Annotated in this window: 15 protein-coding genes; 12 read left to right on the top strand and 3 right to left on the bottom strand. The window is 37.8% G+C overall.

The window, feature by feature from the left end:
• The first annotated feature begins 3 nt into the window (after positions 1 to 3).
• The 11 genes from IGK21_RS11760 (at position 4) to IGK21_RS11710 (ending at position 10,020) form a co-directional block, all read left to right on the top strand.
• Positions 4 to 1,452: a response regulator transcription factor gene (locus IGK21_RS11760; RefSeq protein ID WP_034867981.1), complete on the top strand. Its 1,449-nt coding sequence runs from the start codon at positions 4 to 6 to the stop codon at positions 1,450 to 1,452.
• A 186-nt stretch (positions 1,453 to 1,638) separates the two neighbouring features.
• Positions 1,639 to 2,274, top strand: a complete 636-nt coding sequence (locus tag IGK21_RS11755) for a DUF998 domain-containing protein (RefSeq protein WP_010721009.1) — start codon at positions 1,639 to 1,641, stop codon at positions 2,272 to 2,274.
• Between the two features lie 132 nt (positions 2,275 to 2,406).
• Positions 2,407 to 3,147: a tRNA pseudouridine(38-40) synthase TruA gene (truA, locus tag IGK21_RS11750; protein ID WP_053766251.1), complete on the top strand. Its 741-nt coding sequence runs from the start codon at positions 2,407 to 2,409 to the stop codon at positions 3,145 to 3,147.
• 192 nt (positions 3,148 to 3,339) lie between these two features.
• Positions 3,340 to 4,152 (top strand): peptide-methionine (S)-S-oxide reductase MsrA, encoded by an 813-nt coding sequence (msrA, locus tag IGK21_RS11745; RefSeq protein ID WP_370566311.1) that lies wholly within the window; start codon positions 3,340 to 3,342, stop codon positions 4,150 to 4,152.
• A gap of 168 nt (positions 4,153 to 4,320) precedes the next feature.
• Positions 4,321 to 5,160 (top strand): GH25 family lysozyme, encoded by an 840-nt coding sequence (locus tag IGK21_RS11740; RefSeq protein WP_081128853.1) that lies wholly within the window; start codon positions 4,321 to 4,323, stop codon positions 5,158 to 5,160.
• A 176-nt stretch (positions 5,161 to 5,336) separates the two neighbouring features.
• Positions 5,337 to 6,329 carry an aldo/keto reductase gene (locus IGK21_RS11735; RefSeq protein ID WP_010721005.1) on the top strand — a complete coding sequence of 331 codons (993 nt, stop codon included), beginning with the start codon at positions 5,337 to 5,339 and terminating at the stop codon, positions 6,327 to 6,329.
• Positions 6,330 to 6,382: 53 nt separating this feature from the next.
• Complete coding sequence (locus IGK21_RS11730; RefSeq protein WP_034700483.1) at positions 6,383 to 7,057, top strand: DUF1003 domain-containing protein; 675 nt, start codon at positions 6,383 to 6,385, stop codon at positions 7,055 to 7,057.
• A gap of 280 nt (positions 7,058 to 7,337) precedes the next feature.
• Positions 7,338 to 7,658, top strand: coding sequence for a PTS sugar transporter subunit IIB (locus tag IGK21_RS11725; protein ID WP_010721003.1), 321 nt, complete (start codon positions 7,338 to 7,340; stop codon positions 7,656 to 7,658).
• 15 nt (positions 7,659 to 7,673) lie between these two features.
• Positions 7,674 to 7,991 carry a PTS lactose/cellobiose transporter subunit IIA gene (locus IGK21_RS11720; RefSeq protein WP_010721002.1) on the top strand — a complete coding sequence of 106 codons (318 nt, stop codon included), beginning with the start codon at positions 7,674 to 7,676 and terminating at the stop codon, positions 7,989 to 7,991.
• 34 nt (positions 7,992 to 8,025) lie between these two features.
• Entirely contained in the window at positions 8,026 to 9,279 is a 1,254-nt protein-coding gene (locus IGK21_RS11715; protein WP_010721001.1) for a PTS sugar transporter subunit IIC, read from the top strand.
• Between the two features lie 273 nt (positions 9,280 to 9,552).
• Positions 9,553 to 10,020, top strand: a complete 468-nt coding sequence (locus IGK21_RS11710; protein WP_438719413.1) for a GNAT family N-acetyltransferase — start codon at positions 9,553 to 9,555, stop codon at positions 10,018 to 10,020.
• A gap of 297 nt (positions 10,021 to 10,317) precedes the next feature.
• On the opposite strand, the gene IGK21_RS11705 is transcribed toward IGK21_RS11710, so the two are convergent.
• Both IGK21_RS11705 and IGK21_RS11700 read right to left on the bottom strand, forming a co-directional pair.
• Complete coding sequence (locus IGK21_RS11705) at positions 10,318 to 10,632, bottom strand: YrhK family protein (protein WP_094940691.1); 315 nt, start codon at positions 10,630 to 10,632, stop codon at positions 10,318 to 10,320.
• Between the two features lie 27 nt (positions 10,633 to 10,659).
• Positions 10,660 to 11,793 carry an alcohol dehydrogenase catalytic domain-containing protein gene (locus tag IGK21_RS11700; RefSeq protein WP_010737002.1) on the bottom strand — a complete coding sequence of 378 codons (1,134 nt, stop codon included), beginning with the start codon at positions 11,791 to 11,793 and terminating at the stop codon, positions 10,660 to 10,662.
• Between the two features lie 250 nt (positions 11,794 to 12,043).
• Here IGK21_RS11700 and IGK21_RS11695 point away from each other — a divergent pair, with 250 nt between their 5' ends.
• Positions 12,044 to 12,928 (top strand): hypothetical protein, encoded by an 885-nt coding sequence (locus tag IGK21_RS11695; protein WP_252703170.1) that lies wholly within the window; start codon positions 12,044 to 12,046, stop codon positions 12,926 to 12,928.
• A 128-nt stretch (positions 12,929 to 13,056) separates the two neighbouring features.
• Here IGK21_RS11695 and IGK21_RS11690 read toward each other — a convergent pair whose 3' ends face one another.
• Entirely contained in the window at positions 13,057 to 14,751 is a 1,695-nt protein-coding gene (locus tag IGK21_RS11690; protein ID WP_010720996.1) for an oleate hydratase, read from the bottom strand.
• Positions 14,752 to 14,790 lie beyond the last annotated feature (39 nt).

Below are 14,790 nucleotides of genomic sequence, written 5' to 3'. Positions count from 1 at the left end.
AACATGTACCGAGTGTTATTAGTCGACGATGAATATATGATCTTGGCAGGGTTGCAAAAAATTGTTGATTGGGCAAGTTTGGGATTTCAGGTAGTCGCAACGGCAGAAAACGCGATGCAAGGATTGTCTGTTTTAGAAAATCAATCCATTGATTTAGTTATAACAGATGTCACGATGCCCGAAATGAATGGTTTAGAATTTATCGAGGCGGCTCAAAAGGAACATCATGCGTTTGAATTTATGATTCTTTCTGGTTATCAGGAATTTGATTATTTAAAAAGTGGGATGCAATTAGGGGCCATCAATTACTTGATGAAGCCAGTTAATAAAACCGAACTGATTGCTAGTTTAACCAAAGTGAAGCAGCAATTAGATCATCAAATTGAACAGAAAAACCAGCAAGAAATCTATCAAGAAGTCCTTTTTAGTCAGTGGCTCAATGAAGAATTAGATGAAGTGAGTGAAGAAGAGATTTTAGACAAAATCGGAGGGAAACAACGAAGAGTTTTACTCGCTCAAGTGTCTAGATCCGTCGGGAAATCAGTGAATCAGTGGCTGAAAAACCACCAAGAACTTTTTTATTATCAACGAAACTTTGGAGACATGGAACGCTTTACTTTGTTGCTGGAAGAAGCGTCAGTTTCTGCATTTTGCCGCTTCATTCAAGAGAAGAGTATGGAAGAAAACTGGTTGATCAGTATTGGAGATGAAACAGCAGATCCTGATAAGATCCCTGAGAGTTATCAACATGCCAAAGATAATTTACAACTGCATCAATTCTACGGTGAAAAAGACCAACATATCTTTTTTGCCGAACAAGAAGCAGCAAAAGAACAGGCAATTGATTTTTCTTCGTTTAATCGTGTGTTGAAAAGCGGGCAATTGGCTAGTGCCCAACAAATGATCACTCAATTTTTTGACCAATTTCAAACTGCTGTAATGACACCGGATGATATCCGTCATTTTAGTTTTTTGTTGTTTATGGATATCCACCGGGAATTGATTCGGCTAGAAGACGATGAATATTTAAAAGGGATTCAACAGATCAATCAAGCAAAAACAGTCCAAGAACTGCATCAACTCTTACTATCTTTGATCAAGGAACAGCAAAAACAAGTCCGATATAGCGAGAATGTCGAACGAGTGATGACGATCTTACACGAACACTACCGAGAACCTTTAACCTTGAAAGAAGTTTCAGAAAGCCTGCATTTGAATGTGATGTATTTGGGGCAATTATTCAAAAAAGAAACGAAAAAAAGTTTTTCAACTTATTTAAATCATCTCAGAATGGAACAAGCGAAATGGTTGCTGCTGCATAGCAATCAAAATATCAATGAAATTTCTAGTGAGATCGGCTACAACAACACCACCTATTTTTCAAAGTTGTTCAAAAAAATCGTCGGCAAGTCACCAAAAGAATATCGTGAAAAAAATGGAATGATCGTATAAAATCAGCTACTGTGGTTCAGAGGAAAGTGCTCATTACCCTCATCAAGTAAATCCAAGGTACCGGATGTCTTGAAGCTTGTTTAAATTAGTATAATTCGGTACAATTTTTCTAGATGATGTCCAGAATGTTGAAAGAAAGCGAGCATGAAACTTTCTTTTTTCTGGTTGGTGAAAAGAGGATGCAGGATGGATTTTTTACGTAAGTATGGATTTTATTTTTTATTGTCAGGAGTAGTAAGTGATTTTCTGACGCCGTATGTTTTAGGGATTTTTTATCCTAAACTTAATCAAATGACTGCTGTGATCAGTCTTTTTGGGGATGTTGGTAGTCCCGTACGAAAAGCATTTTTGATTTGGTCGGTCATATCTGGCTGCTTGTATGTTTTGGCAATGCCAGCGTTATATCAAGCTTTTGTTACTACTTCAAAACCACTTGCTTTATTAGTGACAGCTGCCATCGGTCTATATGGTGTTACAGATTGTATTTTTACCGGGTTATTTAGTGTGGACACGAACGAAACTTCTTGGAATTTTTCGACTTGGATTCACAATCTTGGTTCAGGGATTGGGTATGGTGGATTTATTTTGTTCCCTTTATTTGTTTTCTTATTGTATCGCAAAATGGGCGATGCACAATTAACTCAATCGTTTTTTATTTTACTAGTTGCCAGCTTGGTTTTTGCAGGAATTTATGGCGCAGCACGTATTCCCGGATTAAATCAATTGCCGGTTTTGAATCAGTTAGGTTTTTGTCAACGGATCAGTTTCTTCTTTAATTATTTACCAATTGTGTGGTTAAGTATCTTACACATTAGGGCATAGCGGACTGTAGCCCTAACTAAATGCTGGAAATTAGTAAAACTGATTGAAACCACAGGACAAATGTGTCAGACTAAACCTTGACCGCACATCGTGATGTGCAAATGTATATCGTAGGGGAGTCTAATGAAAGACATGAGAAATATCAAATTAACGATCGAATATGATGGGAAACGTTACTCAGGCTGGCAACGTCTGGGAGATGACGATAAAACGATCCAAGGCAAAATCGAAGCAATCATCTCACAGATGACTGGAGAAAAAATTGAGATCATTGGATCGGGGCGCACGGATTCTGGGACACATGCCAGAGGACAAGTGGCAAACTTTAAAACGACTTCTCAAATGAGTCGTAATGAAATGCTAACTTTTCTCAACCGCTATCTACCAAGAGATATCGTGATCAAAAAAGTGGAAGAAATGCCTGAACGCTTTCATGCTCGATACAATGCGACAGGGAAAAAATATAGCTATTATGTGTGGAATAATCCCGTTCCAACTGTTTTTGAACGAAATCATAGTTTCTATTTTCCGCAAGAACTAGACCTGGAAAAAATGAATGAAGCTTGTCAAAAACTAATGGGAAGTCATGATTTTATCGGTTTTTCTGCCTTGAAAAAATCAAAAAAATCAACAGTTCGTACGATCCATGAGCTCTCAATCGAACAAGAAGGCGGCATGTTGCACTTTACCTTTGTGGGCAATGGCTTTTTGTATAAGATGGTTCGGATCTTGATGGGTACACTCTTGGAAATCGGTACAGGAAAGTTACCTGTTTCGGCGATTGATGATATTTTTGAGAATAAAGTAAGACAACAGGCAGGAGAAACCGTGCCGGCACATGGTTTATTTTTAGACGAAGTGTATTACCAATAAACATTCATATCAAATAGAACAAACTGAGAGAGTCGTTTGATTGCCTGTAGCAGGCAAAAGAATGGCTGTCTCAGTTTTTTTGAGTAGCCTACTCTCTCCCACGACTCCTCTAAGCGGTCTATTCGCAATTTCGCTAGTTTCGTGATACATTCAGGACGAATTTACATATTTGACCAAGAAGTGAGGGGAAAAGTGGTGGAGCAAGAGCTAGCAGAATTATACAATCTCATTTTAAACCCTAATACCCGTGAATGGGAACGGACATTGTTGATCCAAGCGAAAAACCAAGTAGGGGAAAGAAAACAAAGAAAAGAAATCCTTGAAATGATTGAAGTCTCTTTGCGACCACTAGCACTTCGGGGGAATTTGACGCCTGACGTGATGGACTTTTATTTGAAGATCACCCATGATCCGATGGGACAAGTGTCTTACGACTTTGCGAAACACCAGATCACCGATGAACGCTATCAAGAAAAAGCCGTCTTTGCCGGGGGCTGTTTCTGGTGCTTAGTCGAACCGTTTGAAACACGGCAAGGGATTATTTCCGTGTTGTCCGGATATACTGGCGGGGAGGTCGAACATCCTAACTATGACCAAGTTAGCAGTGGCACGACTGGGCATGTGGAAGCAGTGGAGATTATTTTTGATCGGCGAATGATAAACTATGAAGAACTATTAGCGATTTTTTGGCAAGTCACCGATCCAACAGATGCCTTTGGACAGTTTCAGGATCGTGGGAATCAATACCGCTCCATCATTTTTGTAGAAAATGAAGAACAAAAAATACTAGCAGAAAAATCCAAGCAACAAGTGATCGCTTCGCATCAGTTTGCGGAACCAATCGTCACACAGATCAAGCCAGCAACAACCTTTTGGCCTGCTGAAAATTATCATCAACAATTTTACAAAAAACAACAAAAACGTTATAAGAAGATCAAGAAGTCTCATCAACAATTTTTATTTTTTAAGCGGGCAAAGAAAAAATGGTCTGGAGGAGACGAATAAGTAATCGTGTAAGTGGAAGATGTTCTGTAAAAATCAGTCATTCCCTTAAAATTGCTAGATGATTTAATAACGATTAAAATCTAATAATACTTTTAAGTAAGCGCTGTTGATTAAGTGGTACACTTATTTGAGAAACCTCTCTCAAATAAAAGAAAGAAGGTACCTATGATGAAGAAAAGGCGTTTATTGGTTTTTAGTGTTCTTTTTTTATTTTCAGTATTTTCAATATTTTCAACATTTTTTGTGGTCCATACTTATGAAAAATCAGAAAGCACCCAAACAATTATCACTGAAAGCAAACAGCATTTACTAGACAATGTGGTGGCAAAACAACGTAATAATCGAGTAAATTTGTTGGATTCGGGGTCAGGCATTTCTGCTTCTGAAAATAGTAGACCGCCAAAAGATTTTATTGATGTTTCCTCACATAATGGTTATTTATCTGTCGAAGCATATGAAACAATGAAAAACTATGGGATCACAGGTGTAGTAGTTAAGTTAACAGAAGGGGATTCTTATAGGAACCCACTGGCCCCCGAACAAGTTGCGAATGCTATCCAGGCGGGGTTGAAAGTGAGTGTCTATCATTATGCTTGGTTTAATTATGCAGAAGACACCGAAAAAGAAGCCTACTATTTATTAGCCTATCTAAAAGAATTAAATTTACCTTATTCTACTGTAGTTGTGAACGATAGTGAAAATCCTCAAATGAATCTAGCAAGAGTGACTGAAAATGCGCAAGTGTTTAGTCAGGCCATTCAAGCAGCTGGTTTTTCCCAGGTGGTTCATTATTCCAATCTTTCATGGTTTACGAATGGAACTTTAGACTTGGATGTCTTAGGAAAAGAGAATTGCTGGGTAGCACAATGGCCTCAGAATCCTTCAGAAAACGAACTTTTACATATAGAAAAAGCTGCTTGGCAATGGGCAAGTGATTTATACTTTCCAGAATTTACCGAAAAACAATTCGATATCAACACCGATTACCTAGGGATATTTACCAAATGATCCATGGTGATGATTGAGGCTAAAGAGGATTTTTGTTAGTAATTCGCCAACGATAAGCGTATAATGCACATAGAACGATAGTTATCAAAAACGAAATACACGTACGCATACTAGGAAAAAGAAGTGACGAGTCACATTTTTTGAAAGCGTATACTTGGTTAAGAGGAGGATAAAAAATGTATGTAGCAAATCAGCAGCGATATGAAAAAATGACGTATCGAAAAACTGGAAAATCTGGGTTGAGATTGCCTTTGCTGTCTTTAGGATTATGGCAAAACTTTGGTGATTATGATCCTATAAGTAATCAACGGGAAATTTTACGTGGCGCCTTTGATATGGGGATCACACATTTTGATTTAGCCAATAACTATGGTGGACCAGCAGGAGCAGCAGAGAAAAACTTTGGTCGGATCTTTAAAGAAGACTTTCAAACGTATCGTGATGAAATGATCATTTCAACCAAAGCAGGTTATCACATGTGGGAAGGACCTTATGGGGAATGGGGTTCCCGTAAATCGATCATTGCTAGTTGTGATCAAAGCCTCAAACGGATGGGGTTAGATTACGTAGATATCTTTTATCATCATCGTCCTGATCCAGATACACCTTTGGAAGAAACGGCAGAAGCGCTTATGCAATTAGTTCGTCAAGGGAAAACACTGTATATTGGGATCTCCAACTACAACGGGGAAGACACGAAGAAAATGTCTGCTATCTTACGTGAAATGAACGCTCCATTTATTATCCACCAAATGCGTTACAATATGTTTTCAAGAGAGTTATTAGAAGAAGATTTAGCACCTGTTTTAGAAGAGACCGGTCTGGGAGCTATTACTTTTAGTCCTTTAGCGCAAGGGTTATTAACTAAACGCTATTTACATGGGATTCCAGAAGATTCTCGAGCCCATCGTAAAGAAATTCCTTTTCTATCAGAAGATCAAGTGACACCTACATTGGGTAAGATCAAGCAATTACAGGATTTAGCTGATTTGCGTGGACAGACGTTAGCACAAATGGCTTTAGCATGGAATCTACGACAAGAGTCAGTTACCAGTGTGCTTGTAGGCGCTAGTCGACTTAGTCAATTAGAAGAAAGTGTTCGGATGATGGATAATCTTTCCTTCTCACCTGAAGAAGAACAGAAAATTGAACAAATCTTAGGACACTAATGAAAGCTGTTTTTTCCTTTTTCTCAGAAAAATAACGTAAAGGAGGAGTGGCCATGGCTCATCAAGATTACGTTCATCTGAAAACAATTGATACAGATATTCGTTCATTTATTTTACAAAAAAATAAGAAACTGACCATAGAGTCCCAAATCCCTTTTATTACTTTTATGAATTATCATTTTGAGTATATAAAAGAAAAAATCATTCAAGACCAGAATGAAACAAAAAAAATTAATCAAGAAATGCTAGAGCAGTTGAAAAATAAGCAAATCATTAGTCAAAATTTAAATACAACGATCAATCAAAAAGCGACTTTTGGTCAAAAATCAGCAGATGCAATTGCCAAGTTTGGTGGTAGTTGGCCGTTTATCTTTCTCTTTGTAGTAATTTTAGGTAGTTGGATCTTGTTGAATACGTTACATTTTTTTGGCCTATCATTTGATCGATATCCGTTCATTCTTTTGAACTTAGTGCTTTCTTGTTTAGCTGCTATCCAAGCACCGATCATTATGATGAGTCAAAACAGACAAGCAGCTAGAGATCGGATAGCAGCCGACCATGATTATCAAACAAACCTAAAAGCTGAGTTAGAAATTAGTTTGTTGCATGAAAAAATCGATTATTTGATGTCACAGCAATGGCAACAAATGCTGGAATTACAACAATTACAAATTGAGTTATTAACCCAATTAAACAAAAAATTTCAAGAAACGACCAAAAGTGAATAGTAGGACAAGCAGATGAAAATAAGCTGGAATTCGCTCAAAGGAGTCATTTTTGCGAAACTACGGCTTATTTTTTTTGATACCATGAATGAGCTACACAAATTTATCAGAGAAATGATCAACTTTTGCACACTAATTTTAGTGTGCAAAGAAAAAAGAAGTGTGCATCTATACAGTGTTCTATTGAAAGCGTTAGCACGACAAGGGATTAAAGCGCTTTAAAAGTTGGCACGGTAATTGCTTTATATAAAAGTGTAAGATACAAGAAAGGGAAGTGTAGAAAATGGAAAAGAAAACAATCATGCTTGTATGCTCAGCTGGAATGAGTACTAGTTTATTAGTAACAAAAATGCAAAAAGCGGCAGAAGAAAAAGGAATCGAGGCTGATATCTTTGCAGTATCTGCTTCAGATGCAGACAATCAATTAGAATCAAAAAATGTAGACGTTTTACTTTTAGGTCCACAAGTACGTTTTATGCAAAATCAATTTGCTGAAAAATTAGCACCAAAAGGAATTCCTTTAGATGTAATCAATATGCAAGATTACGGTATGATGAACGGTGCCAAAGTATTAGAACAAGCAGAATCATTAATCAATAAATAATGGAGGAAACCAACAATGCAAGAGCAAAAAAATCTTGAAGCAATCATGGGTTTGATCATGTTTGGCGGAAATGCAAAAAGCGATGCAATGGAAGCGATTGCTGCAGCGAAAAAAGGAGATTTTGAGTTAGCTGATGCAAAAATCAAAGATGCAGAAGAATCTTTAGTGCAAGCTCATCACTCTCAAACAGAAATGTTAACACAAGAAGCACAAGGTAATCATATGGAAGTGACTTTATTGACGGTTCACAGCCAAGACCATCTGATGACTTCGATTGCATTTACAGATTTAGCAAAAGAAATCATTGATTTATATCGACGTTTAGATGCTTAAAGTAAACTGGTGAAATAGAAAAGAGGAAAGAAACATGGATAAATTTGTTGCATTTATGGAGAAACATTTTATACCTGTGGCATCAAAAATTGGTGCTCAACGTCATTTAGTAGCGATTCGTGATTCATTTATGGTCAGTATGCCTTTGATGATTTTAGGTGCGTTAGCAGTAATGATCAATAACTTGCCTATTCCTGGTTTCCAAGAATTAATGAATAAAATTTTTGGTGGCGAAGCTTGGAAAGGATTTGGCGCAGCTGCTTGGAATGGTACATTTGCGATTCTTTCAGTTTTGATCGCCTTTCTACTTGCTTATCATTTGGCAAATGGTTATCGTAAAGACGGCGTTTCTGCTGGAGTAATTTCTTTAGGTTCATTCTTCGCATTAGGCGGAGCGTTGGGCATGAGCTCAAATGGTTTATTTATTGCAATTATTGTTGGGATTATTTCAACAGAAATCTTTGTTCGTTTAAGTGGAAATGAAAAATTAATCATCAAAATGCCTGATGGCGTGCCACCAGCTGTAGCTAAAGCCTTTGCTTCATTATTACCTGCAATGATCACGATCTCATTCTTTGCTTTGATTGCTGCGATCTTTGCTGCATTTGGTGTAGATGATATCGTAGGCGCGTTTTATACAATTGTCCAAGAACCATTCATGGGACTAGCCAATTCTTATCCTTCAGCTTTGTTGTTAGCATTCATTACACCATTCTTATGGTTCTTTGGATTACACGGAGCAAACATGGTAGACCCTTTGATGCAAACAATCAATGCACCAGCAATCGAAGCAAATGTTAATGCGATCGCTGCTGGTCATAGCGCACCATACATTGTAAACAAACCTTTCTTTGATAGCTTTGTCAACTTAGGTGGTACAGGGGCAACATTAGGTCTGTTACTAGCGATTTATTTAGTGGGACGTAGAAATAAACCTTATATGGTTGTTACGAACTTGTCGATCGCACCAGGTGTTTTCAATATCAATGAACCAACAATGTTTGGTTTACCAATCGTATTGAACCCAATTATGTTTATTCCGTTTATTTTAACCCCAATGGTTTTAGTATCTGTTGCTTATTTTGCTACTGCTACCGGACTAGTTCCAGCTGCAACGGTGATGCCACCATGGGTAACACCACCAGTAATCGGTGGGGTATTAGCAACAAAAAGTATCGCTGGCGGTGTCTTAGCTGCTATCAACTTAATCTTATCTGTCTTGATTTACCTACCATTTGTGAAAGTAGCGACAGTTCAAGAAAAAAGAAAAGAAGCATTAAACGGCTAAAAGCACATAAAAGAAAGAAACAGCACATACTATCAAAAGTAACTATTCTTTAGTGAAAAGATCTTGTTTCGTTTAATGAGCGATCAAAAAAAACAGTTGTCTGACAGAGGTCATGACAACTGTTTTTTTTTTTGGATAAATGGCTCAAGGAATGCTTTCTTTTTTCTTAGTGAAAAAGAAGGATAAAAGGAGGTTTTTTTGGAGTTTAAAAAAACCATTTCGATAACAAGCGTGCTATAATAGTGCAAATGTATAGGGGAGTGAAAGGACGAAATGAAAGGTTATGAGTTGGTTAAGATCAGAGAAAGACCTGAATGGTTGGAACAGGCAGCGCAATGGTTTACGTCAAAATGGCATCTTCCGCTTTCCTTTTACCAAGAGAGCATGGAAGATTCTCTTCAATCATCTAACGCTGTTCCTCAATGGTATATAGTCGTGACGTCAGAACAAAAAATTATCGCTGGAGCAGGGGTCATCGCGAATGATTTTCATGATCGTCCAGATTTGACTCCGAATGTTTGTGCATTGTTTGTTGAAAAAGAGTATCGTAATCAAGGAATTGCCAAAGAGATTTTATCATTTATTCGAGAGGATATGGGAGCGCTTGGGATTTCGCAGCTCTATGTAACGACTGATCATACAGGTTTTTATGAAAGATATGAGTGGGAATATCTGACGACGGTGCAAGATAATGAAGGGATCCCGGTTTATTTATATCAACTAGCGATTTTTACAACGTGATCGGAGTTGATTACTCAAAAGGGTTCTTTGTCTGATCAGTAATCTTTTGTTTCTGGTGAGCAATGCCAAGAAAAATCGGAAATTGTTTCTTGATGCTATTTTTGTTGGTATATTGGTTATTCGAGTATTATTTAGTGGACGGTCCCATTTTTTAGCTTCAAAAAAATTCCAGGAGCAATAGAAAGTTCTATCAGTCCTGGAATTTAGAATGGTTGATTTGTTGGAAAAGCATGAATGAGCTCGCTGTCCTAAATAGGCGTTCCGTCTTTTTACCGAAAAATTAGGAAGCTTTCTTATTCATTCTTTTTTTCGCTCTTTTTTTGTTTTTTTTTTCTCGTCATAGATGAAGACATTACGTACTATTTTCAAAATAGGTCGTGCAGTCAAAAAGATCGCTCCTACTAGATAACAATAGGTACTATAACGGTCTGGAATATCTGTTAACAACGCTACGCTTCCAAAAATATAAAAAATCCCTGTTAATAAATCAACTGCAAGAGACAATAATGTATAGCGGTTCTGGAAATAAAGACGAAAACGTTGTCCAGCAATTTCGATATCTTCTTCTTTCCCAATATCTATTTCATGGCTTTTTCGTTTTATTTCTGGCATCTCTCACTCACCTATCTGTGAACAAAGCTAAGGTTTCAAAACAACTTTGATATTTTTATCTTCTTTTTTGTCAAAAATCTCGTATGCTCGGGCAGCATCAGCTAAAGGCATCGCATGTGTGATGATTTGGGTTGGATCGAACAGACCCGCAGCAATCATCTCGTAAATTTTAGGCATCAAATGAACGATCGGTGCCTGACCGTGCTTCACTGTGATATCTCTCATGAAAAATTCTTGTAGTGGGTACGAAGAAGCCGGGGTCATATAAACACCAGTGATTTGTACGGTTCCAAATTTTTTGACAGCTTGCGCAGCCATTTGGATCGGTGAAATCGTCCCGCTTTGCAAACTAACGAGATTCTTAGCTTTTTCTTTCACTGGTTCCAAGCCATCCATCCCTACACAATCAATGATGACATCAGCGCCACCTTTTGCTAATTCGTAAAGTTCTTTCCCAGCAGATTGAGTATCTTCTAACAAATAAGTTTCTACATGATTGTAACGAGCGGCTTTATCAATACGATGTTGGACCGGATCGACAGCAATCACTCGCTCTGCTCCTGCCATAGCGGCAAATTTTTGTGCAAACAACCCAACTGGTCCTGACCCTAAGACCACTACAGTATCGCCTTTTTTTACGTTGGCATTTTGTACGCTCCAATAAGCAGTTGGAAGGATATCAGATAAGAAAAGGACTTTTTCGTCTGCAAGATCATTGTCAGGTACGATAAACGAAGTGCTATCAGCAAACGGTACCCGAAGATACTCAGCTTGACCACCCCAATGATTCCCATTTAAACGGCCAAAGCCAAATAAACCACCATAAAGTTGATCTGGATTTGAGCGATCACATTGACTCTCCATCTCATGGGTACAGAAATGACAATGCCCACAACTAATATTAAAAGGAATAACGACCCGCTGTCCCTTTTTTAGTTTTTTTACTGCAGGACCTACTTCTTCAACAATCCCCATTGGTTCATGACCAACGACATATCCTTTTTCTAAAACAGCCTCCCCATGATGATAGAGGTGAAGATCCGAGCCGCAAATCGCAGTAGCGGTAATTCGAATAATAGCATCTGTCGGTTCCACGATTTTTGGATCATCTACGTTTCTGATTTCCATTTTTTGGTTTCCTTGCCAGGTAACAGCTTTCATGAAATAAAACTCCTTTCTTCAAACCCTATAACATGTCATTTTTTGAACGAACAGCTAATTTCATTCTAAAGGAGGAGCTGGCTTTTGAGTAGTGAAACGCTTTTAGTAAAGGGAAAATCACTTTAAAATAACTAGTGTATTATTTGGTTTACATTGAGAAGCTTTATAGTTAGAAGTATAATTAAATTATGTTGATTTCTTAGGTTAAGTAAATAACAGATTAAAAAATAGATCAAAAGGGAGGTTATTTGTGATAAAAGAAAAAAAGGGAGAACAAATCAGAAAACTGATGGTCACATTTGCTTGTTCAGTGACTTTTTTTGTGATTATTTCCGTAGGAATCATTCAAGTGACGTTTTTTGATCAGGCGTATTTACTCGGTCAAATCGAAAAAACAAAGTATAGCGAATTGATCCTCGCAGAAGCTGCTCAGAATTTTCGGAAAGAAAACACAGAAGAAAGTGAATTTTCAGAGGTCGTTGCAACGGCACTTTCACCAAGTTTTGTCGAAGGAGCCCTTCGACCATTTATCCAACATACATATGAAGAAACAAATTATGAGCTAAGAGACAGCAATGAGGTGAGTGAGAAAATTGCTCAGGCTGTGGCTACAATTGCAACAAAAAAACAACTGACTATCGATAAAGAGGAAAAAAATAAAATCGAGACAATGATCTTTATTTACATGTATCACTTCCAAAGTGCATTAGGTGATCGATACTTGACTATTTTTATCGAAAACATCGTGTCTGCTCGAAAAATAGTGGTACCTCTTTTTTACATCTGTCTGGGTCTTTTGGCGTTTTGGCTAGTCTATTTATATCGGGTAATTAACAAAACACCCTTTTCTTTCCTGCGTTACGGTATGTTTATTTTGGGAACGACTGGAAGTATGTTTTGTGTTTTAGCAGGATTGCTTTATATACAAGACGTTTTACATAATATAGCTTTTCATTCACAAGCGACTTTACAATTAATGACACATTACGTGCAAGATCTACTGATGTATCCAGCGATTATTGGAGGCATTCTTTTGTTTTGTGCTGTATTATTCGGTGGGGGAAGTAAGCTTCTGCAGAAACGGCAAAGTAAAAAGTGGCTGAAAACTGGAAGCAGTACCTTAAAAAAAGCCTGAGATCAATAGCTAAATAAAAATCATTTGTTGAATGATGAAATACTAAAAAACGACTGTCACTTCCATTACTAGGAAGTGACAGTCGTTTTTTGTTGCGGTTGTTCCTTGTTGATAGCTTGTTGCATCGATCATTCAAACATTTTCTTAGCAGCACGCATCAATGTAGGAATATCTTTGTCATATCTTGGAGTTTTAACAAGACGTGACATTGGAATACCAGCAAAATGGAAAGCAGCGATCTCGCCAGAGCGTACGGCACTTTGTTCCGTAAAGATCATTTGATAAGGTTGTTCGACAAATTCTCCAGTAAATGCCAAGTTCGTTGAGTGTTGAGGAATCACTTTTGGTCGGTCGCTTTTTGCTCGATTATTAAATAATGCAGAAGCATAAGGCATATACACAGGAATATTATTCACAACGCTATCAAAAATCTCGGTTTCCTTCGTTCGAATATTTTCAGGACCAGGATCGACTTTCGAAAGTTGTCCGATCAATTCTTCTAACATTTCTTTCCCAGTCATCTTGATATATTGCTTATCCACAAATTCTCCACGACGTCGAGGGTATAAGAAATATCCCCAAATGACGGTTTCGTTTGGTTTTTGTGAAGTAAAATGTGGTTGGTGATGAACGACGATCGACATATTGACATCTTTTTGTCCGAGTGGCGTGATTGGTGTAGTGGAGATAAATGAATTCAATGCATTACCAGGGACTTGTGTCGTGATCCGAGTAATTTCATTTAAAAGCAAATGATCCTTAGTTGTTAAAGTGAAACTAACCCATTCGCTGGCATCACGATCGGCAAAAAATTTGTCAGGGTTACCTAAATTATAGAAACGTTCACTGGCTTTCTTCCACAAACTAGAAGCAGCACCATAATCCATATTTTCAACAGCTGGTGTATCGTAGTCACCTAGTGTAGCCGAATCAGTAATTGATCCGTTAGTGAAAAGCACACCCGTATCACCATCAACCACGACGTGTTCTTCCTCATTGGTTAACGTGTTGATCATTTTTAAGCCAGTCACTGTAATTTCATCTTGCATCGGAGTTTCTTTGAATTCCCAATCGACTACGCGGCGGTTCAAAATGATTTGACATCCTTGGTCTTTTAAATAATTGATCAATGGCAACATGATACTTTCATACTGATTGTAGCGAGTTCGGTTTACTCCTACCAAATGTTCGATTTGTGTAAATTCATAAATCATTTGATGCATATAGCGACGAAGTTCTTGGGCAGAACTACGAGTACGAAAAGCAAAAGTTGTTTCCCACATAAACCAAAAGTTTGTCTCAAAGAAGTGAGGATCATCTTTGAAGTATTCTTCAATTGTGACATTATCTAATTTTTCTTCTTCTGAATCAGGCATGGCGATCAGCTTAGTCAATAACAAACGATCTTTATTGTTAAATCCTAGTTTGCCTCCGTCAATAATTCCTTTGCCGCCTTCCATCAAACGTGCTTTATCAAATGTTCGGTGTTTTGCATCAAAATCTCTAGTATCTTCAGCCGCAGTCATTCCTGGTTCGGTGACAGAGGGGATTCGGCTTAAGAGATCCATCAAATCTACGTATGTTCGATAATTGAGCATACGTCCACCACGGGCGATATAGCCCTTTTTGTTTTCTAAGGGATGATTTTTATTCCAATATTCATCGACAACGGTATCCGTTGGGGCACCATCATTGGAGCCATGGTCATCTAAAGAATAAAACGTAATCTGATCACCACGCCAGTTTCCTTCTTGAATCAAATAAACAGCAGCTGCCATATTGGCGATTCCAGCGCCAATCATTATTGCTTTACTTTTTCTCATTGTGATTCCTCCAGTATTTTACAAGTGAACAGTCTGACG

Origin of the sequence: Enterococcus sp. DIV1421a, assembly GCF_051711025.1 — a bacterium.
Taxonomy (GTDB): domain Bacteria; phylum Bacillota; class Bacilli; order Lactobacillales; family Enterococcaceae; genus Enterococcus_B; species Enterococcus_B hirae.
Note: the sequence above shows the minus strand (reverse complement) of the source record. Positions and strands in the feature narration are given on the sequence as shown.